The organism is Pseudomonas sp. SK (assembly GCF_012975065.1).
In the GTDB taxonomy this organism is placed as follows: domain Bacteria; phylum Pseudomonadota; class Gammaproteobacteria; order Pseudomonadales; family Pseudomonadaceae; genus Aquipseudomonas; species Aquipseudomonas anuradhapurensis.
On record NZ_CP051857.1, the window covers coordinates 2,485,834 to 2,512,195 of the forward strand.

Below are 26,362 nucleotides of genomic sequence, written 5' to 3' on the forward strand. Positions count from 1 at the left end.
GCTGGCCCTGACGGTTCATTTCGAGGTGTCGACCAGAGTATAGGTGGCCGGCTCACCGGCCTGCGGCAGCAATGGCGGGAATTCCTCGGGGGTGATGGTCTCCCTGGCGAGCAACAGGCGCGCACCTGCTTCCAGATCGTCGCGGCGTTGTTCGAGCAATGCCCGGGCGCGGCCATAGGCTTCTTCCAGCAAGTCTCGGATGCCCAGGTCGATCTCGCGAGCGGTCTGTTCCGAGTAGTCCTTGCGTTCCTGGCGCAACATCGATTCGCCCAGATAGCTTGCCTGTTGCCGCTCCAGCACCGCCTGGCCCAACGTCGGGCTCATGCCGAAGCGGGTGATCAGTTGCCGGGCGATATCGGTGGCACGCCCCAGGTCGTCGGCAGCGCCGGTGGACACCTGGCCGAACGCCAGGCTTTCAGCGGCGCGCCCGGCCATCAGCACCACCATGCGGTCGCGCAGCATTTGCGTGCTGATCAGGAAGCGGTCATCGGTCGGCCGTTGCAAGGTATACCCCAGCGCGCCGGCAGCGCGGGGAATGATCGACACCTTGTGCACCGGGTCCATGGCCGGCAGGCTGCTGGCGGCCAGGGCATGGCCCATTTCGTGGTATGCCACTACCTGGCGTTCGTCGCTGCGCAGCACGCTGCCCTTGCGTTCGACGCCCGCCACCAGGCGTTCGATCGCCGCAGTGAAGTCCTCCAGTTCAACCCATTGGCTGGCGCGCCGGGTGGCGACGATGGCCGCCTCGTTGACCAGGTTGGCCAGGTCGGCGCCGGTCAGTCCGGGGGTGATTTCGGCAATGCGCTCGCAGTCCAGGTCGTGCTTGTAGACGATCTTGTGCAGGTGCACCTTGAGAATCGCCAGGCGGCCCTTGCGGTCGGGCCGGTCGATGAGGATCTGCCGGTCGAAGCGCCCGGCGCGCAGCAGTGCCGGGTCGAGCACCTCGGGGCGGTTGGTTGCCGCCAGCAGCACCACGCCTTCACGCGGGTCGAAGCCATCCAGCTCGGCCAGCAGTTGGTTGAGGGTCTGTTCCTTCTCGTCATTGCCGCCGAAACTGCCGATGCCGCGCATCTTGCCCAAGGCGTCCAGTTCATCGATGAAAATGATGCAAGGTGCCGCCTGGCGGGCCTGTTCAAAAAGGTCGCGCACCCGCGCAGCGCCCACGCCAACGAACATTTCCACGAACTCCGAGCCGGAGATCGAGAAGAACGGCACGGCCGCTTCCCCGGCGATGGCTTTGGCGACCAGGGTCTTGCCGGTACCGGGTGGGCCGACCAGCAGGGTACCCTTGGGCACATGGGCCCCCAGACGGGCGTACCAAGCCTGGTTCTGCAGGAAGGAGACGATTTCGGTCAGCTCCTCCTTGACGTCATCGATGCCGGCCACATCGGCGAAGGTCACCTTGGTGTCCTGCTCGACATAGACACGGGCGCGTGACTTGCCGACGCCCATCAACCCGCCCAGGCCCTGTTTCTGGCCGAGGCCACGGAACAGGAAGTACCACAACGCCAGCATCATCAGCAGCGGCATGAACCAGCCCAGCACATTCGCCACCGTGCTGTCTTCGGCAACGCCGGTGAACGCCACGCCCGAGCGCCCCAGCTGTTCACTCAACGCCGGGTCGATACGTACCGTCGAGAACGCCGAGCGCCCGTTGATGGGCTCCTGCAGCTTGCCCAGGATGCGCTCGTGCTCGACGCGCAGGTCACTGAGCTTCTGCTGTTCCAGCAACTGCAGGAACTGGCTGTAAGGGATGGCCTGCACCGACGGTTGGCTGAACAGGCCGAACTGGACCGCCGCCAGCACCGACAAGCCGACTGCCAGCAGATAGAACTTCCAGGGCTGGTCCTTGTTCATGCTCATCCCTCCACCACGCTGCCAGGCTAGGCGATCAGCAGATAGTCTTCGACCTTGCTCACACCAGGCACCGACCAAGCTGCGCGTTCGACTACCTCCCGCTCGCGCAGCAGGTGCACCTTGCCTTCCAGCCTGACTACGCCGCCGTTGACGCTGACGCGAATGCCTTCGGCCTGGATTTCCGCACTGCGTTTGAGCGCGTCTTCGATATGGCGTTTGATATCACCCACGTCAGCCCGGGCTTTGAGGGTGATGCGGTTGTGCACGCCGACCACGCCCGACAGCCGCCAGACCGCCTGTTCGAGCTCCTCCTTCTGGTATTGCCAGTCGAGTTGGCCTTCCAGGGTCACGGTACCTTTGTGCACGGTGACCTTGATGCCTTCCACATTGGCATCCGAACTCCAGGCGATGATTTTCAGGGCGCGACTGGCAATCGTGTCGTCCGCCGTACCTTCAAGCTTGTTCAGGCGTACCTCGATTTCCTCGGCCAGCCCACGCACGCCTTTGATGGCTTTGACGGTGCGCTCGGCACTGACTTTCTGGGCGTAGCTGTTGACATGGCCGGACAGCGTGACCACACCGTCCTGCACAGTCACACCGATGCTGGCGGCATTGATATCGGGTTTGAATTCCAGCTCTTCGAGCACCAGGTCTCGCAAGTCAAGGTCGTTCATGTTCGGCTCCGGTAGCAGGTCAAGAGGTGGGCCGGGTGGCCCTGAGTCTTTGTTTCTACCCTTGCGCCGAACGGCGTGATTGATAAAGGTCAAGACAGCCAGAACAACTTGCACGCGCCTTCGCAGGTTGACAAATGTCAGGCCACCGCAGGCCTCGCCACCGATACTTGGGGTATTCCGTCACGCGTGAGGGTATGGCCATGCAACGCTATCTGCTTGTGGGGTGGGCGAGCCTGCTGCTGGCCAGCGCCGCCTGTACCCCATGGCACGCTGAAGAGTACGACGCGCGCCTGGAGTCGGCAGAGGACAACGCTGCCACTGCCCGCTTGCGTGCCGACCAGGTGTGCTACCGCATCGACCTGGTCGAGCAGACGGCCAACGAAGCGCTGCGCAGGGCGACGCAGGCCCAGGAGCAGGTCCAGCAACTGCTGCAACAGGCCAGACGCAAGTAGCCGTCATGGCGCTACGATGGTTGAACCCCGGCCTGCTGCTGGCCTGTGTACTGGCATTGGCGGGCGGGGGGATGGCCTATGCGGTCCAACGGCCTGCGTGGGCCGCTGTGGCCTGGGCGGCAGGTGGCACCATCATGGCCTTGGTGCTGGCGGTGGAAATGGCCAGGCGCCTGGCGAAGGGCCAAGCCGGCATTGACCTGATTGCGTTACTGTCAATCGCCGCCGCTTTGGCGTTGGAGCAAATGCTGGTGGCTGCCGTACTCGCACTGATGCTGGCCACTGGTCGTGCGCTGGAATCGTTCAGCTTGCATCATGCAGAGCGTGAGTTGCGCGCACTGATCGATCGCGCGCCCCAGCATGCCTGGGTTCAGGAACAGGACGGCCTGCGTGAGGTTGCGGTGGATCAGGTGCAACCTGCGCAGACCGTGCTGGTGCGCTTGGGCGAGATAGTACCGGTGGATGGCCGGCTACAGAGCGCTCACGCAACGCTGGACGAGGCCGCATTGACCGGCGAATCGTTACCGGTAACGCGCCATGCCGGCGAGCGGGTTTCCAGTGGAGTGGTGAATGTCGGCGCGCCGCTATTGCTGCTGGCAACACATACCGCGGCGCAGAGCACCTATGCCGGCATCGTGCGCCTGGCCGAGGCGGCACGCCAGTCGCGGGCACCGTTCGTGCGCCTGGCCGACCGTTACGCATTGGCGTTCATTCCGCTGACGGTGCTGCTCGCGGCGTTCGCCTGGTGGGCCAGTGGCGACGTCCAGAGGGTGCTGGCCGTGCTGGTGGTCGCCACCCCGTGCCCGCTGATCCTGGCTGTACCGATTGCCATTCTGTCGGGCATCTCGCGCGCGGCCCGGCGCAATATCCTCGTCCGTGACGGTGAGGTACTGGAAGCGCTTGCCGGGGTCCGCCAGGTGTTTCTCGACAAGACTGGCACTTTGACCAGCGGCCAAGCCCGCTTGCAGTCGATCGAGCTCAAGGGGGAGGGTATGCCGCTGCAGGTACTGCAATGGGCAGCTTCGTTGGCCCAGGCATCCACCCATCCGATTGCCCAGGCTGTCGTTCACGCTGCCCGCTCGCGCGACCTGGCGCTGACGGCGCCGGAACAGGTAGAGGAAAGCCCAGGCCAGGGGCTTGCCGGCCAGGTGCAGGGCAGGGCCGTGCGCCTGGGTACCCTGGCCTACGTGCAGGGCGCGGAAGACCAGGATCGCTGGGTGCAGGCGCGCTTGCGGCAACTGGATTATCTGGCCAGCAGTGGCAGTTTCGTGGCGATAGATGGCGAGTTGAAAGCGATGTTGCGGCTGGCCGACGATGTACGCCAGGAGACCCCTCAAACCCTGCGCCTGCTGCGGTCGCGGGGGATCGACAAGATCGTCATGTTGACGGGCGATCGGGCGCAAACGGCCGAAACGATTGCCTTGAGGGCGGGTATTGATGAACTGCGTTCCGGCCTTTCGCCCGAAGACAAGACGCGTCTGGTGCGGGAAGGTTGCCGCGAACGGCCGACACTGATGGTTGGCGATGGCATCAATGATGCACCGGCGCTTGCTGCGGCCGATGTCGGTGTAGCCATGGGCGCCGCGGGGGTGACTGCCTCGGCGCAGGCGGCCGGCGTGGTCCTGCTGGTCGACCGGCTGGGGCGCCTGGTCGAGGCACTGGACATTGCCCGCAATGCCGTGCACATCGCCCGGCAGGGGGTGTGGGTTGGCATGAGCTTGTCAATGCTGGCGATGCTCATTGCCGCAGCAGGCTACCTGCCAGCGGTGATGGGTGCCGTGCTGCAGGAAGGCATCGACCTGCTGATCATCCTCAATGCATTGCGCGCGCTCGGGCCCTGGGGCGGCGATGGCCGCAACGGGCTTGCCAGTGGTGACCTGGACCGCCTGGAGGACGAGCATCGGCAGCTGCAGAGCCTTTTGACAGACCTGAGCCAGATGGCTCGGGATTTTTCCAGCCGCCCTGTGCTTCAGGCGCGCACCGACCTGGCTGCGCTCATTGCCGCATTACATGACGTGCTGGAGCGGCATGAGCGGGATGACGAGCGTCGGTTATACCCACTGCTGAGCCGGTACATCGGCGGTGAGGATCCGCTTGCGGCGATGAGCCACACGCACCGGGAAATTTTCCGGTTGATCCATTTGTTGGCGCGCATGAGCGGGGATTTCGCACAGGCAGCAGCCACGCCAAGTGCCGAGGAGATCCAGCATCAGCTTATTCGCCTGGACACGTTGGTGAAGCTGCATTTTGAACAGGAGGATGCCTTGTACCGGCATCTGGACCGGCGCTGAGGCGCGTGATGACCCGGTGCAATTGATAAAAATCAAGCGCCAGGCGAAGGGGAAGGGGATGCTGGCAGCATCAGAGTGGTCCATCCCCTGGCCTGTACGGGAGTCGAAATCATGCCGCATAGCAAAATCCTCTTCCGATCGGCTGCGCGGGAAAAAATCCTCAGTGGCGCCACCCAGCTCGCCGATGCCGTGCGCGTCACCCTGGGCCCCAAGTCGAAATCGGTACTGATGCAAAACAGCTGGGGACGGCCGACGGTGTGCAATGACGGAGTGTCCATCGCCAAGCGGGTCGACCTGCAGGACCCCGAGGAAAACCTGGGGGCGCAGATGCTGCGCCAGGCCGCCGAGCGCACCGGAGAGGCGGTTGGCGATGGCACCAGCACCGCGACGGTACTTGCCCATGCAATCCTGGCCGATGGCGTGCGTAATGTGGTGGCCGGCGCCAGTGCCATCGACCTCAAGCGTGGCCTGGACAAAGGCCTTGCGCTGGTAATGGCGGCATTGCTGGCGCAGTCACGCGCGGTCAGTACGCTCAAGGAAAAGGCCCAGGTGGCCACGTTGTCGGCGCACAACGATCCCTTGATCGGGCAGCTGGTCGCCGATGCGCTGGAGAAGGTCGGGGTGGAAGGTGTAGTGAGCGTGGAGGAATCCAAGACCACCGAGACAGTGGTCGACATCATGGATGGCATGCGCTTCGACAGAGGTTATGTTTCGCCGTACTTTGTCACCGATACCGAGAAGATGCAGGTCGAGCTGACCGATGCCTGCGTGCTGCTGTGCGACCACAAGATTGGCGCATTGGCCGACCTGCTGCCACTGCTCGAGCAAGTGGCGAAAAGCGGCCAGCCGTTGGTGGTGATTGCCGAGGATATCGACGGCGAGGCGCTGACCACGTTGGTGGTCAACCAGATTCGCGGCGTGTTGCGCGCGGTAGCCGTAAAAGCACCAGGCTTTGGTGAACGGCGCAAGGAAATGCTCCAGGACATTGCCGTGCTCACTGGCGCCACCGTGGTATCGGCAGAGCTGGGCGTCAATCTCGAACATCTGCAACTGTCCCAGCTGGGTCAGGTTCACCGCGCCGTGGTGTTGAAGGACAGCACCGCGCTGATCGGCGGCAAGGGCACCCAGCAAGCGGTTGCTGCCCGCGTTTCGCAGATCCGTGCACAGATCGACGCGAGCAGCAGTGATTACGACCGGGAAAAACTGCAGGAACGCCTGGCCAGGCTTGCCGGCGGGGTTGCGGTGATTCGCGTTGGCGCGCCCTCCGAAGCCGAGATGAAGGCGCGCAAGGACGCCTTGGACGATGCCTTGTCTGCCACCCGTGCGGCGATCGCCGAAGGCATCGTGCCAGGCGCTGGCCTTGCCTTGCTCAAGGCGGTGCCAGCATTGCTTGCCGAAGAGGCGGGCAGCGAAGGCGATACGCGTACAGGCTTGCAGATTCTGCGGCGTGCGTTGGAAGCGCCGGCGCGGATGATCGCCGAGAATTCCGCCGTGGATGCCGGCGTGGTGGTGGCTCGGATGCTCGCCGAAACGGGTAGCATCGGTTTCGATGCCGCAGCCAACGCTTATGTCGACCTGTACGAGGCGGGCATCATCGACCCCACCAAGGTAGTGCGCATCGCCCTGGAAAATGCGGTCTCGGTCGCCAGCATCCTGCTGCTGACCGAAGCCACCATGACCGATATCCCTGAAAAGAACACCCCTTCCATGCAACCCCCGCTGCCTGAGTGACAGGCCAACCGACCGTTGGAGGCAATCATGAGCCACTATCAACGCCTGCTGCTGGTAATGCGCCCGCTGCTGCGCCAGTCTGGCGCCCTGGAGCAGGCGGCTGCGCTGGCCCGTTCAAGTTCTGCCAGCCTGCACATTGTCGCCCTGCTGGAGTCACTGGACAAACTCAGGCTGCTGGAAACGGGTGATCATCAAGCTGCCAGGCAGGCCTATCTGGCAACCCAACACGAACAACTGGAAAACCAGGTGAGTGCCTTGCGCGCCTCGGGCGTGCAGGTCACGACCGAGGTTGCCTGGAGCAGCGACGTGCAGGACGACATATTGGCGCATGTGCAGGAGATGCAGCCCGACCTGCTGCTCAAGCAGGTCGAGCATGAGCCGGTGCTCAAGCGCGCGTTCTTCACCCCGCTGGACTGGCAGTTGCTGCGCCACTGCCCGACCCCGGTCTACCTGCTGGGCGCCGCCAGGCCGGCATTGCCGCGCCAGGTCGTGGCCGCGGTGGATGTGGCCGATACCTCGGACGAAGGGCTGGCGCGCAACGACAGTATCGTCCGGCAAGCCAGTGCCCTGGCCTTGCAGACCGGGGCGCAACTGGATCTGCTGCATGCCTGTGACCTGTCGATGGCCTACATGGGTGACATGGGTTATTCCGCCTGGGCCATCGGCGATATCGCCGGCCCCTTGCGGCAGGCACTCGAGGACGATTTCAGGGCGCTGGCCGAGCGTTTCGGAGCACCGCCCGAACGCCGCCACTTCGTGCTGGGTCGGCCGGTCGCGGTGCTGGGCGAATACGCCGAGTCACAAGCCGTGGACGTCATTGTCATGGGACGGCCGCTGGCCCGTGGGCTGGACCGCCTGTTCGGCAGCACCACCGAGCATGTGCTGTACCAGGTACCCTGCAACATCCTGGTGGTGTAGCGGCATGCGCCTGTTCATGCCGCTGGCCCGCGACTGCGGGCCAGGTGCGTGGCGACCAGGGCGCTGGTGTCGACGATAACCAGTGCCTGCCGACAATGCGCTGGCAGGCGAAAGGGCTCGATGCTGTCGCTGACCAGGATCCGCTCGAACATGCTGCTGTCGAACAACTGGGCTGCGGCGGTGAACAGGCCGTGGGTAGCGGCGGCCAGCAGACGGGTCGCGCCAGCCTGCCGGCAGGCCTGCGCAGCGTGCAGAAGGGTCTGGCCGGTGCTGATCATGTCATCGAAAATGACCACGGTGCTTGCGGCCACATCGCCTACCAGGTAGTCCCCGCTAAGGGCCTCGTGCTGGCGGTGCTTTTCCATCAGGGCGGTGCTGACCGGGCGGCCGAGCAATTGTGCCAGCGCCTGGCGAAAGTGCTCGGCGCGCTTGACGCCGCCGATGTCCGGCGACACTACCGTGACCGGCTGTTCTGCCAGCAGCGGGGCAATGCGCTGGGCAAACAATTGCACGCATGACAGGTTCCAGGCTGGGATGCGGTAGGCATTGTCGAATGCACTGGGGTTATGCACATCCAGCGCCAGCACCCGGTCGATGCCGCAGCTTTCCATCAGGCGGGCGACATGGCGGGTGATGGTGGAATCCTGGAATTCTACCTTGCGGTCCTTGCGGCCATAACACAGATAAGGCGTCAGCGCTGTCACCTGAATGGCACCGGCATCCTTGATTGCCGCGCAGAAGAACAGCAGCCGGCACAGCTTGTCGTGGGCGCTGTGGCGCGTATCACCATAGAGCGAATGAACCACGATGACGCTTCGGCCTGCGACCGCTTCACTCGGCCAGCATTTGTGTTCACCGTCCTCGTAGTCCCGTTCTTCATGTGCCGACAACCTGCAGCCCAGACGCTGCGCCACGGCACTGCCGTAGCCCTCGCTACCTTGCAAGGCAAACAGTAAAGGCGGTATGTGGTTCATGTACTGTGCTCCGTCGTTCATGGCCGGCACCCCGAAAGCGTGGGTACCCCTTGATTTGACCATTATCAAGTCCTGTGTCGCCGGCCGGCAGACACTGGGCAGGTCAACGCATGCCAAGGGCTGCGATCCTCACAACCTGCAAAGTGAGCACGCCGATGGACAAGTATCAGAAAAGCCGCAAGGACAAATTGTTCAAGTCCCACCCTTTCGATCCTTATGCCACACCGCTTCGCCCGGGCGGTAGCGCGCGTTGCCCGCAGTGTGGTGCCGCCTACCACGAGGGTGAATGGCACCTGCATGGGCCTGTTGGCCCCGGCCCGGTGGACGCGACGGTCTGCCCGGCCTGCCGCCGTATCGAGGACCGTGCCGCGGCCGGACAAGTGCGCATATCGGGGCGTTTCCTGGCAACCCATGAGCAAGAGATCCGCCAACTGATACACCATGCGGAACAGCAAGAACGGCAGACGCATGTGCTTGAACGGCTGATCGCGGTCGATTGCAAGGATGACGAACTGCTGGCGACTACCACGGGTACGCACCTGGCCAACCGCATCGGCCATGACCTGGAAGCCGCCTATGACGGCACCTGCAGTTACCGTTACAGTGACAGCGAGGTGTATCTGAGCGTCGACTGGCATCGCGATTGAAACCTGCCGCCTGGTTACCTGCGCAAGGATGCCGTGCACACCAGGCGGTAAATCAACCATGGATCGCCAGTAGGCTGGAGTGCACCTTGTACAGGCTCTGCTCGGTGGTGCTGCCGATGACCTTGGTCATGCCCTCATGGTAAACCGTCCCCATGACCACCACATCGAAGGCATGCTGGTTGGCGTATTCGCTGACAACATTGCGCGCGGCGCCTCGCACCAGATGCAGGTGATCCGGCTTGATACCGTAGTGGCTGGCGAACTTCGCCAGGCGTTCGCGTGCCCGACCGGTCATTTCCTCGACCCGGTCCTCGGTCCACGCCACTGGCGCGGCGGCATAGGCCAGGAAGCTGGGGCCAGGCTCATACGCCTGCAGCACATGCAATTGCGCCTTGCAGCGCTGCGCCAACACCTGTGCATGTTGCAGGATGCGCTCGTTGATCTTGGCCACCGCGTGGTCGTCCTCGACCAGATCCACTGCCGCCAGCACCCGGGCTGGCAGTGTGGTGTCTGCCTGGGCCACCAGGTGCAGCGGGATCGGGCAGCGGCGCAACAGTTGCCAGTCCAGGGGGGTAAGCAGGGCGCGGCTGACGAGGGTTTCGTGGCGGACATCCTTGATCAGCATCTCGACCCGATGCAGCTGGGCCAGCCGGATCAGATCCTTGAGCGGGTCTTCGTCATCCAGGGTTTCGGCATAGGCAGTCGTGCCTAGCTCGCCAAGCGCCTTGACCTGGTCGTTCAGCCAGGCCTTGCGGTGCTCGGCATCCTGCCTGCGGACATTGCCGCGCAACACGTGGTCCAGGGTGGCCAGGCGGGATGGCAGTTGGCTCAGCACCACCAGGTGCAAGGTAGCGCCTGTCGCCTTGGCCAACGCTTGGGCACGCGCCAAGGCAGGCGAGGGGTGCAGGTCTGGGTGACAGATCAGTAACAGTCGCGACAGAGCGTTCATGAGGGCCTCCACAGCGATGGCCGCCACGATGACGGCACAGCGGTTCAAGGGTAGGGTGGCGCGATGGCGCTCGGGTGCCTTGATATTTATCAAGAATGGCCCTGCACCCGCGCCGACAATGGCAAGGGCGCACAACCTTGTTTCCGCGCCGGGAGGTGGCCGATGAACCGGTATCGCCGGATTCTGCTGATCATGACCGAAGTCCAGGCCAACGCCGCACTGTATCGCGCCATGGCCTTGGCGACGACCTCAGGCGCGTCCTTGCATGTGCTGGGCATTCATGAACCCAATGAGCTGCAGCTGCGTCACGCGTTGCAGGAATCGTCGCTGCCTTCGGCCGCTTTCGTGCACTTCAGTACCGGCTTGCAGGCACTGCTTGACGAGCAGCCAGCGCTGGGGCTGCAGCTGAGTTTCGAGGCCGTCGAAAGCCTCAGCCCGCGCGACCTGTTGCCTGCCTGCATCGCCCGCTATGCACCTGACCTGGTGATCAAGGCTTGCCCCGGCTGCTCGTTGCTCGACCAGATCGCCCGCAACTCGCTGGACCAGGTGCTGCTGCACGCGAGCGCAGCGCCACTGCTGTTCGTCCCGGCGAACGCCCCGGCCGTGCCTGGCAACGTCCTGGTAGCGGTAGATGTTGCCAACCCTTCGCCGGAAAATGATGCACTCAACCATGCGCTGCTGGCGGCAGGCCAACAACTGGTGGCGCAGTGCAGGGGGCAGTTGCACCTGCTCTCCGCTTACGACCTGCCTATCGCCATGCTGGCCAATCCCGACCTCGCCGGCCCCTGGGCCGACGAGGTGCGCGACGCCCGCCAGCAGCCCTTCGACGCGTTGGCCGATGCCCATGGCATCGTGCACGCTCATCGGCATTTCAGCGAAGGCGCGCCGTTGCGCGTGATCAAGGCTCAGATTGTCGCTCTGAACATCGATGTGGTGGTGGTTGGCGTGGTGCAAGCCAAGCGTTGGGCGAAACTGATCGGTGATACCACCGAACGGCTGGTCAGCCAGGCACCCTGCAGCATCCTTACGGTCAGGCCCACGGCTGCCCGCTGAGTCAGGCGGTATCGCCTGCTCGACCGTGGCGCAGCACTTCCACGCAGAATTGCGCCTCGTAGGGCGGCACATGGCATTCGACGATATCCTGCGCCGCTAGCTGCAGGTGAATGCCGACGATATCGGCATGCACCGGCTGGCGGCAGACGTGCCGGTCGACAAGCACTGCGCTGAGTACTTGGCGCGCGCCCAGTTCGGCCAGGTAGGCGCAGGTGCGCAGCAGCGAGTGCCCTTCATAGAGCACGTCATCGACAACCAGCAGGGTGGTACCGGCAAGGTCGAGGTTGCCGAGTTCCGGGTTGCCAGTGAGCTGCGTATGGGCGTGCAGGATGCTGAGGTCATCGGCATAGCGCTTGACCTTGACCGGATAGAGCGGCAACGGCGCTGCACCGGTCAGTTGCTGCAGGTGCAATTGCAGGCGCTGCGCCAAAGGCTCGCCGCGCCGTTGGATGCCCACCAGCGCCAGCCGGGACGCAGGCAAGCAGGCCAACGCCTGGTGGGCCATCGCGCGCAGCACTGTGTCCAGTTCTTCCTCGTCATACAGGCGAACTCTTGTGGGAGGCGTGCTGTTCATGGTCTGTGCCTTCACCGGACATGGGTCAGTGCACCTTACCCAGGCAGCGCAGGGCGGGCTTGATAAAAGTTAACTACTGGCCATTCCAGCCAGGGCGAAGTGCTCCGCCGGCAGTTGCCAGGTGTTGATCACCGGCATTATTGACCTAGGATAACTTCTGCTGTTTTTTCCATCGTCGCGCCGCAGATGCAGTGATAGCGTTGTTGCATAGGCTTTTGCTTTCGGGGCGTGGCCATGTATCAGAACCTGGCTGTTCTGGCCGCCTTGCTGGTGCTCTACGCCAGCCTGGCCGGCGTGCTTGAATCCAGACCCATCAACGGGCCTCTGCTGTTTTTGCTGGCGGGTCTGGCGGTCGGCCCCTCCGGGCTGGGGCTGCTGAACCTTGCGCTGGACCGCAACGATCTGCGCCTGCTGGCCGAACTCACCCTTGCCATCGTGCTGTTCAGTGATGCCGCCAAGGCCGACCTGGCACAGCTGCGCCACTACCGCAGCCTGCCGCTGCGCTTGCTGACCATAGGCCTGCCGCTGACCCTGATCGCGGGTTGGCTTGCCGCGTGGCTGATCTTCCCGCAAATGCCCTGGTTGGAAATGGCGCTGCTGGCAACGATACTGGCGCCAACCGATGCCGCCCTCGGCAAGGCCGTGGTCAGCAACCCGGAGGTTCCAGCCAATGTGCGCGAAAGCCTGAATGTGGAAAGCGGTTTGAATGACGGCATCTGTGTGCCGGTGCTGCTCTTGCTGCTGGCCCTGGTGACGGAAGCGCACTCGACGGTGCCTTTTGCCCTGGCCGGTTATCTGTTCCTGGAGGAGTTGGGCGTCGGTGTCCTGACGGGCGTGGCGCTGGCCTTGCTGGTGGGCGGGCTGTTGCGCCTGTCGCAACGCCATTGCCTGCAGATCGAGGCGTGGCAACAGCTGGTGATGCCGGCGCTGGCATTGCTGAGTTTCGCCTGCGCCCAGGCATTGGGCGGCAGTGGCTTCATCGCCGCATTCTGTGCCGGGCTGCTGACAGGTTGCCGGTTCAAGCAGGAAACCCAGCCGCTGCTCGCCACCGGCGAGTCTTGTGCTGAAGCGTTGTCACTGCTGACCTGGGTGGTGTTCGGTGCCTACGTGGCGCCTAAGGCTTCGCAGATTCTGTCGCCCTCGGTATGGTTCTACGCCCTGTCAAGCCTGTCGCTGGTGCGCATGCTACCTGTCTGGATCAGCTTGAGCGGTAGCGCGCTCACCGCCGAGAGCCGTTTGTTCATCGGCTGGTTCGGGCCCCGCGGCCTTGCTTCCATCGTCTTTGCCGTGCTGGTGCTGGATGCGCAATTGCAAGAAGGCGCTACCATCATCGCTACTACCATCGCTTGCGTCATGCTCAGCGTGGTACTGCATGGGATGAGTGCGTTGCCAGGGGCTCGCCGGCTCGGGCGCAGCGCTGAATGATGGCGTGGTGCGCGATCGCCGGTTCTATCGACACGCTTGGCTGAAGGTGGGCAGCATGGATGATCCAGCAAAGAAAATGAGCCTGGTCGGGCTCACCACTCTGGTAACGGTGAACATGATGGGGTCGGGCATCATCATGCTGCCGGCAAGCATGGCCCAGATCGGAGCGGTGTCGCTGCTGTCCTGGCTGATCACTGCCGTGGGTTCGATGGCCATCGCCTACTGTTTCGCGCAGTGCGGCATCTACTGTACGCGTTCTGGCGGAATGTCCGCCTACAGTGAGCAAGCGCACGGCAAGTCTGCCTTTTTCCTGTGCTCGTATCTGTATTTTCTTTCGTTGATGATCGGCAACGTAGCGATCGGCATCTCGGCGGTGGGCTACCTCACGCCATTCTTCCCCTGGCTGGGCAGTGGTGCTGTGCCACTGCTGGCGGGGGCGGTCATGCTGATCTGGTTCACCACCCTGGCCAACCTGGGCGGCGCCAAGATTACCGGCCGGCTGGGGGCGATCAGCGTGTGGGGGGTGATCGTGCCGGTTGCCGGGCTGAGCCTGATCGGCTGGCACTGGTTCAGCCCGGCCATCTTCGAGGAGGCCTGGAACCCAGGGCAGATGCCGGTGGCCCAGGCCATTACCAGCAGCATCCCGCTGACGCTGTGGGCCTTTCTCGGCATGGAGTCGGCCGCGCAAAACTCCGATGCGGTGGAAAACCCCAAGCGCAATGTGCCCCTGGCTTGCCTGTTCGGCACCCTTGGCGCAGCCGTGGTGTACATCTTGTCGACCAGTGTCATTCAAGGGATCGTGCCCAACCCCGAGCTGGCCAATGCCAGCGCGCCCTTCGCCATGGTCTACGCGCGCATGTTCAACGACACCGTCGGCAGCGTGATCATGGGGCTGGCGGTGATCGCCTGCGTGGGGTCGTTGCTTGGCTGGCAATTCACCCTGGCCGAAACCGCCAAGGTTACCGCCGGTGAGGGGCTGTTTCCCCGGCTCTTCACCCGCGTCACAGCGCGCGGCGTGCCGTTGGTGGGCTTGTTGACCTGTGCCGTACTGCAAAGCCTGATCGCACTGTCGACGCTTTCGCCGAATGCTACTGCCCAGTTCAGCAAGCTGGTCAACCTGGCGGCAGTGACCAACATCATCCCCTACATCACCTCGCTCACCGGATTGCTGGTGATCATGTACAAGGCTCAGGTGCCGCTGAACATTTTTCGCCGTAACGCCATCATCATGGTGGTCGCCGTGTGCTACTGCTTCTACGCCCTGTATGCCTCGGGCCTGGAGGCAGTGTTTGGCGCCGCGCTGATCATGGCGCTGGGCTACCTGCTGTTCGGCTTCATTGCCAAGCGTTTCGTCAAGGTGCTGGACACGGTCGGGGGTGCGTCGTGAAGAAACGAGCGAAAGTCGCCGGTCTGTGCCTTGCAAGCCTGTTGTTGTACGGGGCAGCGGCCAGCGAGGTGGCAACTGCCGATGTCCTGGGCCGGTTACGGCACAGCCAGGTGCTGACCCTGGGGTTCATGGACGGCCTTGCGCCGTTCTCGTCAGGTAGTGAGCAATCCCCGCAGGGATACGCCGTGGAACTGTGCATGGCCGTGGTCGAGCGGATCCGTCAGGCGCCTGGGCTTGCTGGCCTGCAGGTGCGCTGGCTCGCCCTGGCGGAGGCACAGGTGGTTCCAGCCTTGACTGATGGGCAGGTCGACCTGGTGTGTACGCCGATGGTGGAAACCGTTGGCCGACGTGCCGTGGCGGATTTTTCCATCCCGGTCTTTACTTCCGGCCTGGCTGTGCTGGTCAGGCGCGACGCACCGGCTACCTTGCTGGGGCCACTCAGTGGCAGGGCACAGGACAGCGGCCCACGCTGGCGGGCAACGCTCAACGCCGGGCTGAGCAAACACAGCTTTGCCGTATTGCGGGGCACATTGAGCAGCCGCTGGGCCCATGAACGGATCCGCCAGCTTGGCTTGCAATCCACCCTCGAGGAGGTGTCGAGCTACGCGGAAGGCGTACAGCAGGTGGCCGAGCGCAAGGTCGACGCACTGCTGGGGGACCGGGTCGTGCTGCTTGCCTACCAGGCGCGGCAGGCCGAGCGTGAGCAGCTGTTGGTCCCGGAGCGGATGTTTGTCATGAGCCGGGTGGCGCTACCCATGGCACGCGGGGATGACGATTTCCGCTTATTGGTCGACAGCGCCTTGAGCAAGGCGCTGGCGGGGGCGCGGGGTGAGGAACTGTTCGTGCGCTACCTGGGCCCGTTGTCGGCCCAGGACCGCCTGTTGCAAAGCCTGTATCCTCTGCCGGATTAATTGGCCGGTACCGTGATGACCGGGACTTCCGGGGCCACGCCCGTTTCAGCCAGGGAAAGCAGCACCAGGATGAACAGGAATTCGGACTTGGACTTCATGTCGCGGTCGTCGATCCAGAACCAGTAGTCGCGATAGTGCACGGCGGCATAGGCATCGCCTGGCTGGTGCGCGCTGGAATGGATGCGCACCAGCGGGGCGTCCCACTCGCTGGTAACCGGCAGGGTGGGTGCGGGGTTGGCCCGCCCTTCTTGCACATGGATGGCGGGCGCCTCGATCGTGGCGGCGATTTCCGCAAAGATTTCCGACATCGACCGGGTCAGCAGCGCCACTTCGGTATCGCTCCTCTGCACGGAGCCGAAGGTCAGATGCAGGACTTCCTTGTCGGGCTGCAGGCGCAGGTACTCACGCACCAGTCGACGGTCGTCCTCGAGCTGTGCTGACGTGGTGTCGGCGATCAGGAACAATTCACTGTCATCGCCGCTGCGCTGGCTGATACGCATGCCGAGTTTTTCCGAGCGCTGGATGCGACGAAGCGCATCCAGCACGGCGTAGAAGCGGGGGTCTGCTGCACGCAATCGGGACGGCGAATTCGAACGGTTGTAGAGGCCGTTCGCGGCGCGTGTGGTCAGATGCAGTACGCGGTCCACCGGATAGCCCGCCTGGATCAGGGAAAATACCGCTGCTGGCGACAGCGGGGTAAGCAGATAGCGGGAAAACCGCTCGCCAGACAGCGGCGTGTAGCTGATGGTCGGGCGATCCGTGTAGACACCGGAGGCGCCGATTGCCTGGCTATTGCCGTCGGCAGGCAAACCGCTGAACCAGCTGGCGGACAGGTTCACCTGGCTCTGGATGGCGGTGGAGCTGATCACCGACGAAACCTCAAGATAGACCGGTGCATCGGCGTACCGCAGCTTGACGATATTGAGCAAGGTCTGTTCTTTCCAGGTGGTGGCTATGACCCCCGCATAGTCCGTTCGATCACGCTCGATGGTGGTGGGGCCCAGTGTCGAACAGGCGGCCACCAACAGGGTGGCGGCGACCAGCACGGCACGTTGACATCGACCTGAGTTTGCCCGCGATTCGGAAAAACGCTGCTGCTTCATCTGTCGCACCCGGGTAAATGCAAGCGGGTCATTCACCAGCGCTCAGGCTTGAGCGTGCCTAATCGTCTACCTCACGCAGCGCCTTGATCCGGCCTTTCCTTTCGGCGTCGACCAGCGCCCGGTAATCCTTCGCATTCTGGCCGGCATAGGCCAGGGCAAAGCTGCCAATGGCGGTATCGAAGGCGTCCGATTTGCCCAGATAGCCGCTGATCAACGCGGCGTCGCCGGATTTGGCGTGCGCCCGCGCCAAGGTCATCCCGCACACTTCGGCATACATCGCCATCTGCTCGAACGACGCACCTTCGACCGGCAGTGACATTTTCATGTCACGCAACTGCCTGACGAAGAACTGCCGGCCCTTGCTGCCTTCCGTCCAGCCCAGAAAGATGTCGCTGGCCGATTGCGACAGGCGCTGGCCGGTGACCACGCGCTGGCCCTCGTTGGCGAATTCGCTGGCGCCGGCATAGGGCGCCAGCACCGACGGGCAGGCCTCCTTGAACTGCAGCAGCAACGGATTGTTTTCTGCCGAGAAAAACAGGCCGACAAAGCAGAACGTGCCTACACTGCCGATGCCGACGGCCTTCACGGCAATGTCTTCCAGGCGATAGCGGTCATACAGCACCCGGCGTTCCGGCAGCAGGGAGTTACGGTAGTCCTCGAGCGCCAGTTTTACGCGCTTGGCAAAATCGGCCTCACGCACATGGAACAGGATCGGCGGCTGGTCGACCAGACGCCGCCGGCCACCCACTTCATCGCTGATCTGCGGGTACAGGTAATCGCCGATGCGCGTCCGGGCTTTGGCCATCAACGCTTCGCGTGCCTTGCGGTACGCAGCATTGGGCGCCATGTCGATCAGCGTTTGCGCATCCAGGCGGTCGTACCATACGTCCAGCGGGCTCATCAGCGACAGCTCACGCATGCGTTTGCGGTAGGCACTGACACAGGCCATGGCCAACTGCCGGGCCTGCTTGCGCTCGAGTCGATTGTCCAGGGCCGCGACGGCAAAACTGACCGCCAACCGTTTGATGTCCCATTCCCAGGGCGCGGGCAGGGTTTCGTCAAAATCATTGATATCGAAGATCAGGTTGCGCTCAGGAGTAGCGAACAGACCAAAGTTTAGTAAATGGCAGTCGCCGCAGGCTTGCACGCGGATGCCGGTACTGGGGAGGCTGGCAAGGTCCCGCGCCATCAGGCTGGCCGAGCCACGCAGGAAGGTGAAGGGGCTGCGCAGCATGCGACCGTAACGGACAGGCACCAGTTCGGGATGCCGGTGACGGTTGGACTGTTCCAGCAACGCGACTGGATCACGCTGCTTCGAGGAAGGTTTCCACGTTGCATGTGCCGCCCGTGGAACACTGTCGCGCAAGCGCTTGCCGGCCTCGAGCCGCTGCTTGCGCGATTGGAAGTTCCTGTCTTCCCGGAGGTCTTCGATCGCCTTGGGCTTGCGTTTGCTCGGGCGTTTCTTGGGCTCAGACATATCGGCACCTTTGATGGGCAAAGGTCATGTGCAGAAGGTAGGCCTGAAGAACAACGGAACTCAGCTGTGCTAAGCCGGCAAATCCAGCGTGACGGATTCCTGGACAGGTATTCAAAGCGTAGCAGCAAACGGCGCCGTTCACGGGCGCCGTTGCCTACCCGTTGATCACACCCACAGCGCCAGCAGCGCCGCCACCAGGGCCGGGGGCATCACCAGCAGCCCCAGGCGCAGGAACTGCCAGGCACTGACATGCTCGCCTTCGCGACGGATCGCGACCAGCCACAGCAGCGTCGCCAGCGAGCCGGTAATCGACAGGTTCGGCCCCAGGTCGACACCGATCAGCAGCGCAGCCGTCGTCTGTTGCGGCAGTTGCACCAGCGAACCCATGGACCCGGCCATCAACCCGGTGGGCAGGTTGTTCATCAGGTTGCTGGCGAGGGCAACAGCCACGCCCGCCAGCCAGCTGGCCTGGCCCGGCGCTGCCTCTGCCAGCGTGGCCAGCGCCTGAGCCAGGCGCACGACCAAGCCGGTCTGGGCAACCGCTTCGACCAGTACGAACAAGCCCGCCACCAGCGGCAGCACCCCCCAGGCGACGTGACGCAGTACCGGCATCGGGCTGCGCCGCTGGCGCAGGTGGATCAGCGCCGTGATCGCGACGCCGGCAGCGAACGTCGGCAGGCCCAGCGCCATGTCCATTGCCGAGGCCCCCAGCAGCAAGGCTGCGGTCAGTGCGATGCCCAGCGCACACAGGCGGGCGCCCGCCGATAGCGGCTGGGTGTGCACGCTCAGGGCCAGCGGCTGATTGATCTGCCGGCGCTGGGCCAGGCGCAGCATCAGGTAGGTCAGGGCGATGGCTGCCAGCGATGGCAGGGTGAACTGCCGGAGCCAGTCTGGCAGCGGTGGCATCTGGCTGCCGAATACCACCAGGTTGGCCGGGTTGGAGATCGGCAGCACGAAGCTGGCCGCGTTGGCAATGAATGCGCAAATGAACAGGTACGGCAAAGGCTCGGCTTTGGCCGCCTTGCACGCTGCATACACTGCCGGCGTGAGGACCACCGCCGTGGCATCGTTGGAGAGGAACACGGTGACCAGCGTACCGACCAGGAACACCAAGTCGAACAGCCGTTGCCCGGAGCCCTGTGCGTGCTGCACGGCGTAGCGCGCCAGCCAGTCGAACAGCCCCTCCTGGCGGGCCAGCTCGGCCAGCACCATCATGCCGACCAGGAACAGGTAGACGTCGCTGCCCTCGGCTACCGCGGCCAGGGCGCTGTGCGCTGTGATCAGGCCCAGGCCGACCAGCAGCAAGGCGCCGCCCATGGCCCAGACGTATTCAGGGATACGCCAGGGGCGCAAGATGACGCCAGCGGTGGCCAGGGCGGCTATCGCCCAGATGATCGATGCGTGTTCGCTGACTGGCATGGGCTGTTCAGTTTCCGGCAAGGGTAGGCAAGGAGGGGGATGGCGAAGCGTCGGGCTGGGTCTCGGGCAGCGCGACCAGCACCAGCACGAAGGCGGCGAGGGCAATCGCGGCCAAGGTCAGAAATGCCGCATCATAGCCAGCGGCCTGCAGCACCAGCCCGGCGATGCCCGGACTGAGCGCGGCACCCAGGCCGAATACCGCCGCCAGCGCACCGAGGCTGACATTGAAGCGCCCGGTGCCGTCGGTCAAGTCCTTGACCACGATCGGGAACAGCGCGCCGAAGATACCCGCGCCGACACCGTCGAGCAGCTGCACACCGACCAGCCAGAACGGGTTGTCGGACACCACGTACAAGGCCCCGCGCAGGGGCAGGATGAGAAAGCCGGCCAGCAGGAACGGCTTGCGCCCCCAGTGCTCGGCCTTGGCCCCCACCAGCAGCGCCATGGGTACCATCACCAGCTGCGCCGCGACGATGCAGGCGGAGGTGAGCGGGGTGGCCAGGCGCAGGTCGACCTGCGACAGCTTCTGGCTCACCAGGGGCAGCATCGCCGCATTGGCCAGGTGGAACAACGCGCAGCACGCCGCGAAAACCAGCAGGGTGCGGTTGTGCAGCAGCAGTTTGAACCCGGCAGGGTGGTCATCACCGCTTGGGCCGTGGGTCAGGCCGCGCGCCAGCTGGTGGTCGATCGCTGCGGCGGGCACGCGCGCGACGGCGACGATGCTGGCCACGGTCATGACCGCCATCAGGTAGAACACCACCACCGGGCCGAACAGGTAGGCCAGGCCGCCGGCCAGCAGTGCCGAGCAGGCATTGCCGGCGTGGTTGAAGGTTTCGTTGCGCCCGACCCGCTGGGTGAACGCCTTGGGGCCGGTGATACCCAGCGAGATCGCGGCTATCGCCGGGGCGAACACCGAGCCTGCCAGGGCACTGAGCGTCTGGGTCAAGGCCACCCAGCCGAACGATGAAATCAGCGGCAGCAACAGGCAACTGCCGGTTACCAGCAGGGCTGCGATCACCAGCACCGCGCGCTTGGCCGGGGTGCGGTCGATCAAGGCCCCGGCCGGCGTCTGCGCCAGCAGTGCGACGATGCCGGCCAGGCTCATCAGCAGGCCGATGTTGGCCGGCTGCCACTGGTGCACGGCGAGCAGGTAGATAGCCAGGTAAGGGCCGAGGCCGTCGCGTACGTCGGCAAGGAAGAAGTTCAGCCAGTCGAGGGCACGGTGATGGGAAGCGAGGGGCCTTGAATTTGCCAAGGAGGTCGTCTCGTGAAAGCCATGGGGGAGCGCGAGCGGTAGCCGCGTGTGCCGGGTTCAGCCGAAAGGCAGGGGCGCTTAGCTATGGGGCAACGAAGCGGGTAAGTGACGGATGGCCGAGGGCAGTGGAACAACGAGGAGAATGTCACGTTTCACGATAGAACTTGATGAAAATCCGATTTTCCGCGCTGGCGATCCTGCTGAGGGCCATGGCACATCGCCAATCCTGGCGTGGGCCAATCATACCGTGGGGGGCGTTGAAATGCAGTAGCCACGCTCAGGCGCAAGATTCGCACCCGTCAACACCTTTGCGGGACGCGGGGCGGCGGCCGCTGTGCTATCACTACCGGCATGCCTTTGGTCACAGGGGACCAGGAATTTCATGATGAAGCGCCTTTTCTGCCTGCTGTTGATTGTGTTGATCGTGCGGCCCATGGCCGGCCACGGCGACCAAACCACCGGCAGTGCCACCGATGGCATCCCCGCTGAACCTGCCCAGTTGACCATCGCCAATCGCGGCATCTTCACCTTCCGCGCCACATTACTGGGAGAAACGCCGGCGGCGCGAGTACAACGGGCTACTGCAGTTATCGAAGAGGCCTTGCGCGGCACGGATGAGCTCAAGGTCACTGTCGACCCCATCCTCAATAGCCATCTGGTGCTGTTGGGCGGGCGACGCGCCTTCATCATTGCTCCGCGTGACCTGGGCCCGGATGACGGCGATACCCGCGCAGCGGCCGAGCAGGCTGCCACGATGCTGCGCCAGGTGGTCGAGGAGACCGGCCAGGCGCGCAGCCTGCACTTCCTGTTGAAGGCGGCCGGCTATTCGACGCTGGCGACGCTGATCTTCCTGGCCTTGTTGAAAGCGACCAACCTGGCACGGCGCAAACTGCAAGGCCTGTTGCCGCAGCTGATGCGCGAGCGTGCCCGGCAGATCCGCTTCGGGCAGATGCCGCTGTTCGACATGCAACTGGTCTACGGCTTGATCGAGCGCCTGCTGCGGCTGTTGCACTGGGCCGTGGTGTTGCTGCTGAGTTACCAGTGGTTGAGCTTCGTACTGTCGCAATTCCCCTACACCCGGCCATGGGGTGAAAGCCTCAACGTCTACCTGCTCGACCTGTTGCGTTACCTGCTCCAGGGCATCATGGACGCGATCCCGGGTATCGCCGTGGCGATCATGATCTTTTTCATCGCCCGCGGTATCAGTGGCTTCAGTCGGCGCCTGCTGCAGCGCATGGCCCGGCCGGGCAACCTCAAGTGGCTGACCGAAGAAACCCTGCAACCCACCACGCGCCTGACCTCGCTGGCCATCTGGCTGTTCGCCTTGGTGATGGCCTACCCGTACCTGCCTGGCTCCGGCACCGACGCCTTCAAGGGGCTGTCGGTGCTGCTCGGGCTGATGATCTCGCTCGGTGCTTCGAGCATCGTGGGGCAGGCGGCAGCAGGCCTGATCCTCACCTATTCCCGCACCTTGAAGGCCGGCGAGTATGTGCGGGTCGGTGACCACGAAGGCACGGTGAGCGAAGTCGGCATGTTCAACACCACCATCCGCACCGGCCTGGGCGAGGTGCTGACCTTGCCCAATTCGATGATTACCGGCTCGGTGACGCGCAACTTTTCACGGGTGGTGCAAGGGCAGGGGTACATCGTCGATACCGTGGTGACCATCGGTTATGACACGCCCTGGCGCCAGGTCGAGGCGATGCTGGTGGAAGCTGCCAGGCGGACCGACGGCGTGCTGGAAAAACCCAGGCCGCAAGTGTTCCAGACCGGCCTGTCGGACTTCTATCCCGAATACCGCCTGGTAGCCCAGGCGGTGCCGAGTGAACCCAGGCCCCGGGCAGAACTGCTGAGCCTGTTGCACGCCAACATCCAGGATGTGTTCAACGAGTATGGCGTGCAGATCATGTCGCCGCACTACCTGGGCGACCCCACGCATGAGAAATGGGTGCCGCCAGAGCGCTGGTTTGCCGCGCCGGCACGGGCACCCGGTGGCGATCGGCAGGGGGAATAGTCGCTTGCCCGGTAACCACTGCGGGTTACCCAGGGTGGCCCGCGCCAGGCACGCAGCGGCGCTACTGACCCCAGCGGCTGCTAGGGCTTGAGGGCGATTGCGAGAACAACTGGCAAATGCCGCCTAGACTCTGAAGGTCACGTGGCCACAACAACAATAAAGAGGATTCATCGGATGTTCACTCCTGCGATCAAAGCTTTATTCTGCGCGTTTGCCTTGAGCGCCACTGGCCTGGCCCAGGCGGCTGAGCCGATTACCATCAAGTTCTCCCATGTTGTCGCCGAACACACGCCCAAGGGCCAGGGCGCGCTGTTGTTCAAGAAACTGGTGGAAGAGCGCTTGCCCGGCAAAGTCAAGGTCGAGGTTTACCCCAACTCATCGTTGTTCGGTGATGGCAAGGAAATGGAGGCCTTGCTGCTCGGTGACGTACAGATTATTGCGCCGTCGCTGGCCAAGTTCGAGCAGTACACCAAACAGATCCAGTTGTTCGACTTGCCGTTCCTGTTCGACGACATCCATGCCGTCGACCGCTTCCAGATGAGCCCTGCTGGCCAAGGCTTGCTCAAGTCCATGGAAAGCAAAGGCATCACCGGCCTGGCCTATTGGCACAACGGCATGAAGCAATTGTCGGCCAACAAACCACTGCGCGAGCCGAAGGATGCCCGTGGCCTGAAATTCCGTGTACAGGCTTCGGCCGTGCTCGAGGAGCAATTCAAGGCCTTGCGGGCCAACCCGCGGAAAATGAGCTTTGCCGAGGTCTACCAAGGCCTGCAGACCGGTGTAGTGAATGGCGCGGAGAACCCGTACTCGAACATCTACAGCCAAAAGATGCATGAGGTGCAGAAGTACATCACCGAGTCCAACCACGGCGTGCTGGACTACATGCTGATCACCAACACCAAGTTCTGGAACGGCCTGCCAGCAGACGTGAAACCGGTACTGGAGAAGATCGTCGGCGAGGTCACCACCGAAGTGAACAAGCAAGCCGAGGCGCTCAACCAGGGCGACAAGCAGCGCATCATCGATGCCAAGACCACCGAGATCATCACCCTGACCCCGGAGCAACGCGAAGCGTGGCGTGATGCGATGAAACCTGTGTGGAAGAAGTTCGAAGGTGAGATCGGTGCTGACCTGATCAAGGCCGCCGAAGCCGCCAACACGCCTCAGTAAGGCAGTAGCCGGCCCTGCGCGAGTGGGGCCGGCTTCGCTCTGGAGATCGCGCCATGCACGCCCTCAGACGTATCTGGGAACATTTCGAGGAAGGTTTCATCGTCTTTCTCCTGGCCGCCATGACCCTGGTGACCTTCGTCTACGTGATCCTCAACAACCTCTACACCCTGTTCTACAGCGTGGCTGAGCATTGGCCAGGGGCAGCCGACCTGTTCAACGCCGTTGGCGACCAAGTGATGGACGCCGCCCAGGCCATGACCTGGAGCAATGCGCTGACCAAGGCTTTGTTTGCCTGGTTGATATTCTTCGGCCTGGCCTATGGCGTGCGCACCGCCGGCCATATTGGCGTCGATGCGCTGGTCAAGCGGGCCAGCAAGCCAGTACAACGCATTATCGGTGTAATAGCCTGCGCCAGCTGCATGGTTTATGCCGGGCTGCTGAGCGTTGCCAGCTTCGAGTGGATCGAGACCTTGCTGACCGCCAGCATCGGCGCCGAAGACCTTGGTCATATTGGCATCATGCAGTGGCACATCGGCCTGATCGTGCCGCTGGGCTTCACCCTGGTATTCATCCGCTTCGGCGAAATCATGGTGCGCATCCTCATGGGCCGCCAGGTGGGGCTGGGCCTTGCGGATGAAGCCGCCGAGGCCATGAAGCTGACCGAGCACGAGGAAGATAAACCATGACCGTCCTGTTCTTGTTCACGGCCTTGTTCGTGCTGATGTTCATCGGCGTGCCGATCGCCATTTCCCTGGGGTTGGCGGGCTCACTGGCGATCATGCTGTTCAGCCAGGACTCGGTGCGCTCGCTGGCGATCAAACTGTTCGAAACCTCCGAGCACTACACCTTGCTGGCCATTCCGTTCTTCCTGCTGGCCGGAGCATTCATGACCACCGGTGGTGTAGCCCGCCGCCTGATCGACTTCGCCAACGCCTGCATCGGCCATGTGCGCGGTGGCCTGGCCATCGCGGCGGTGCTGGCCTGCGTCCTGTTCGCCGCGCTTTCCGGTTCCAGCCCGGCGACGGTCGCCGCCGTCGGTTCGATCGCCATCGCCGGTATGGTGCGCTCGGGTTATCCAACCGCTTTCGGCGCAGGCATCATCTGCAACGCAGGCACACTGGGCATCCTGATTCCACCCTCGATCGTGATGGTGGTATACGCCGCCGCTACCGAGACTTCGGTCGGCAAGTTGTTCATGGCAGGGGTGGTGCCGGGGTTGATGCTCGGGCTGATCCTGATGATTGTCATCTACATCGTGGCGGTGAAACGCAACCTGCCGGCGTTGCCCCGGGCTACGTTCAGCGAGTGGCTGAGCGCGGCGCGCAATGCAATCTGGGGGCTGCTGCTGATTCTGATCATTCTCGGTGGCATCTACAGCGGAATGTTCACACCAACCGAGGCGGCTGCGGTCGCGGCGGTGTATTCGGCCTTCATCGCGCTGTTCGTGTACCGCGACATGTCCTGGCGCGAAGCACCGAAGGTACTGCTGGAGTCCGCCCGGCTGAGCATCATGCTGATGTTCATCATCGCCAACGCCATGCTTTTCGCCCATGTGCTGACCACCGAACAATTACCGCAGCAGATTACCGCCTGGGTCATCGAGGCCGGGCTTACCCCCGTGACCTTCCTGCTGGTGGTCAACGTGGTGCTGTTGGTGGCTGGCGCGTTCATGGAACCGTCGGCGATCATCCTGATCCTGGCGCCGATCCTCTTCCCGATCGCCACGCGACTGGGCATCGATCCGGTGCACCTTGGCATCATCATGGTGATCAACCTGGAAATCGGCCTGATTACCCCCCCGGTCGGGCTCAACCTGTTCGTCACCTCTGCCGTGACCGGCATGCCGCTGGTGGACACCGTGCGTGCAGCAATGCCCTGGTTGCTGATCCTGCTGTCGTTCCTGATCCTGGTGACTTACGTGCCTTGGATCGCGCTGGTGTTGCCTGAGATGTTGGGCATGTGAACCCAACGTGATAGCGGCTTTGTATTGCCGGAAGCCGTCATGGACGGGGGTCCGAACACGGTTGACCGAAACGCCATGGGCAGGATATGTGGTGGCCCGCCTGACACAGTGGGTAGCTGTG

At 63.5% G+C, this 26,362-nt stretch carries 22 protein-coding genes; 13 read left to right on the plus strand and 9 right to left on the minus strand.

The genetic code is table 11. The features are described from left to right. Positions 1–15: 15 nt before the first annotated feature. Positions 16–1,857 (minus strand): ATP-dependent zinc metalloprotease FtsH, encoded by a 1,842-nt coding sequence (ftsH, locus tag HG549_RS11560; RefSeq protein WP_372241554.1) that lies wholly within the window; start codon positions 1,855–1,857, stop codon positions 16–18. Positions 1,858–1,883: 26 nt separating this feature from the next. After that, complete coding sequence (locus HG549_RS11565) at positions 1,884–2,531, minus strand: BON domain-containing protein (RefSeq protein ID WP_170029626.1); 648 nt, start codon at positions 2,529–2,531, stop codon at positions 1,884–1,886. Between the two features lie 200 nt (positions 2,532–2,731). Here HG549_RS11565 and HG549_RS11570 point away from each other — a divergent pair, with 200 nt between their 5' ends. The 4 genes from HG549_RS11570 (at position 2,732) to HG549_RS11585 (ending at position 7,920) form a co-directional block, all read left to right on the plus strand. Further along, entirely contained in the window at positions 2,732–2,983 is a 252-nt protein-coding gene (locus HG549_RS11570) for a hypothetical protein (RefSeq protein ID WP_170029627.1), read from the plus strand. A 5-nt stretch (positions 2,984–2,988) separates the two neighbouring features. Then, on the plus strand, positions 2,989–5,271 hold the full coding sequence (locus tag HG549_RS11575) for a heavy metal translocating P-type ATPase (protein ID WP_170029628.1): 2,283 nt from the start codon (positions 2,989–2,991) through the stop codon (positions 5,269–5,271). Positions 5,272–5,382: 111 nt separating this feature from the next. Then, on the plus strand, positions 5,383–7,002 hold the full coding sequence (groL, locus tag HG549_RS11580; RefSeq protein WP_170029629.1) for a chaperonin GroEL: 1,620 nt from the start codon (positions 5,383–5,385) through the stop codon (positions 7,000–7,002). Between the two features lie 27 nt (positions 7,003–7,029). After that, a complete protein-coding gene (locus HG549_RS11585; protein WP_170029630.1) occupies positions 7,030–7,920 on the plus strand; it encodes a universal stress protein in 891 nt (296 codons plus the stop codon). A gap of 14 nt (positions 7,921–7,934) precedes the next feature. Here HG549_RS11585 and HG549_RS11590 read toward each other — a convergent pair whose 3' ends face one another. Next, positions 7,935–8,894, minus strand: coding sequence for a ribose-phosphate pyrophosphokinase (locus tag HG549_RS11590; RefSeq protein WP_170034148.1), 960 nt, complete (start codon positions 8,892–8,894; stop codon positions 7,935–7,937). 155 nt (positions 8,895–9,049) lie between these two features. Between HG549_RS11590 and HG549_RS11595 the strand changes: the two genes are divergently transcribed. Next, on the plus strand, positions 9,050–9,541 hold the full coding sequence (locus HG549_RS11595; protein ID WP_225931945.1) for a BCAM0308 family protein: 492 nt from the start codon (positions 9,050–9,052) through the stop codon (positions 9,539–9,541). Positions 9,542–9,593: 52 nt separating this feature from the next. On the opposite strand, the gene HG549_RS11600 is transcribed toward HG549_RS11595, so the two are convergent. After that, on the minus strand, positions 9,594–10,583 hold the full coding sequence (locus HG549_RS11600; RefSeq protein ID WP_170029632.1) for a universal stress protein: 990 nt from the start codon (positions 10,581–10,583) through the stop codon (positions 9,594–9,596). A gap of 69 nt (positions 10,584–10,652) precedes the next feature. On the opposite strand from HG549_RS11600, the gene HG549_RS11605 reads away from it, so the two are divergent. Then, positions 10,653–11,543, plus strand: coding sequence for a universal stress protein (locus HG549_RS11605; protein ID WP_170029633.1), 891 nt, complete (start codon positions 10,653–10,655; stop codon positions 11,541–11,543). Position 11,544: 1 nt separating this feature from the next. Here the strand turns inward: HG549_RS11605 and HG549_RS11610 are convergent, their stop codons facing one another. Further along, positions 11,545–12,117 (minus strand): phosphoribosyltransferase family protein, encoded by a 573-nt coding sequence (locus HG549_RS11610; protein WP_170029634.1) that lies wholly within the window; start codon positions 12,115–12,117, stop codon positions 11,545–11,547. A 234-nt stretch (positions 12,118–12,351) separates the two neighbouring features. Here HG549_RS11610 and HG549_RS11615 point away from each other — a divergent pair, with 234 nt between their 5' ends. The 3 genes from HG549_RS11615 to HG549_RS11625 are packed head-to-tail and all read left to right on the plus strand — an operon-like array spanning position 12,352 to position 15,840. Continuing rightward, on the plus strand, positions 12,352–13,542 hold the full coding sequence (locus HG549_RS11615) for a sodium:proton antiporter (protein WP_170029635.1): 1,191 nt from the start codon (positions 12,352–12,354) through the stop codon (positions 13,540–13,542). 55 nt (positions 13,543–13,597) lie between these two features. Further along, positions 13,598–14,929, plus strand: a complete 1,332-nt coding sequence (gene potE / locus HG549_RS11620) for a putrescine-ornithine antiporter (RefSeq protein WP_170029636.1) — start codon at positions 13,598–13,600, stop codon at positions 14,927–14,929. Further along, complete coding sequence (locus HG549_RS11625; protein ID WP_170029637.1) at positions 14,926–15,840, plus strand: transporter substrate-binding domain-containing protein; 915 nt, start codon at positions 14,926–14,928, stop codon at positions 15,838–15,840. The genes potE and HG549_RS11625 overlap by 4 nt, the downstream gene beginning before the upstream one ends. Here HG549_RS11625 and HG549_RS11630 read toward each other — a convergent pair. The 4 genes from HG549_RS11630 to HG549_RS11645 all read right to left on the minus strand — a co-directional run bounded on the left by HG549_RS11630 (position 15,837) and on the right by HG549_RS11645 (position 21,094). Next, complete coding sequence (locus tag HG549_RS11630) at positions 15,837–16,943, minus strand: hypothetical protein (protein WP_225931947.1); 1,107 nt, start codon at positions 16,941–16,943, stop codon at positions 15,837–15,839. The genes HG549_RS11625 and HG549_RS11630 overlap by 4 nt on opposite strands. Positions 16,944–17,001: 58 nt before the next feature. Continuing rightward, positions 17,002–18,420 carry a DUF2252 domain-containing protein gene (locus tag HG549_RS11635; RefSeq protein WP_170029638.1) on the minus strand — a complete coding sequence of 473 codons (1,419 nt, stop codon included), beginning with the start codon at positions 18,418–18,420 and terminating at the stop codon, positions 17,002–17,004. 165 nt (positions 18,421–18,585) lie between these two features. After that, positions 18,586–19,839 (minus strand): arsenic transporter, encoded by a 1,254-nt coding sequence (locus HG549_RS11640; RefSeq protein WP_170029639.1) that lies wholly within the window; start codon positions 19,837–19,839, stop codon positions 18,586–18,588. A gap of 7 nt (positions 19,840–19,846) precedes the next feature. After that, positions 19,847–21,094 (minus strand): MFS transporter, encoded by a 1,248-nt coding sequence (locus HG549_RS11645; protein WP_218576027.1) that lies wholly within the window; start codon positions 21,092–21,094, stop codon positions 19,847–19,849. Between the two features lie 385 nt (positions 21,095–21,479). Here HG549_RS11645 and HG549_RS11650 point away from each other — a divergent pair, with 385 nt between their 5' ends. The 4 genes from HG549_RS11650 to dctM all read left to right on the plus strand — a co-directional run bounded on the left by HG549_RS11650 (position 21,480) and on the right by dctM (position 26,241). Next, positions 21,480–23,108 (plus strand): mechanosensitive ion channel family protein, encoded by a 1,629-nt coding sequence (locus HG549_RS11650; RefSeq protein WP_170034153.1) that lies wholly within the window; start codon positions 21,480–21,482, stop codon positions 23,106–23,108. Positions 23,109–23,282: 174 nt separating this feature from the next. Then, positions 23,283–24,278 (plus strand): C4-dicarboxylate TRAP substrate-binding protein DctP, encoded by a 996-nt coding sequence (dctP, locus tag HG549_RS11655; RefSeq protein WP_170029640.1) that lies wholly within the window; start codon positions 23,283–23,285, stop codon positions 24,276–24,278. A 53-nt stretch (positions 24,279–24,331) separates the two neighbouring features. Next, positions 24,332–24,964 carry a TRAP transporter small permease gene (locus HG549_RS11660; protein ID WP_170029641.1) on the plus strand — a complete coding sequence of 211 codons (633 nt, stop codon included), beginning with the start codon at positions 24,332–24,334 and terminating at the stop codon, positions 24,962–24,964. Then, positions 24,961–26,241, plus strand: a complete 1,281-nt coding sequence (gene dctM / locus HG549_RS11665; protein WP_170029642.1) for a C4-dicarboxylate TRAP transporter large permease protein DctM — start codon at positions 24,961–24,963, stop codon at positions 26,239–26,241. Before HG549_RS11660 ends, dctM begins: the two co-directional genes overlap by 4 nt. Positions 26,242–26,362: the final 121 nt, after the last annotated feature.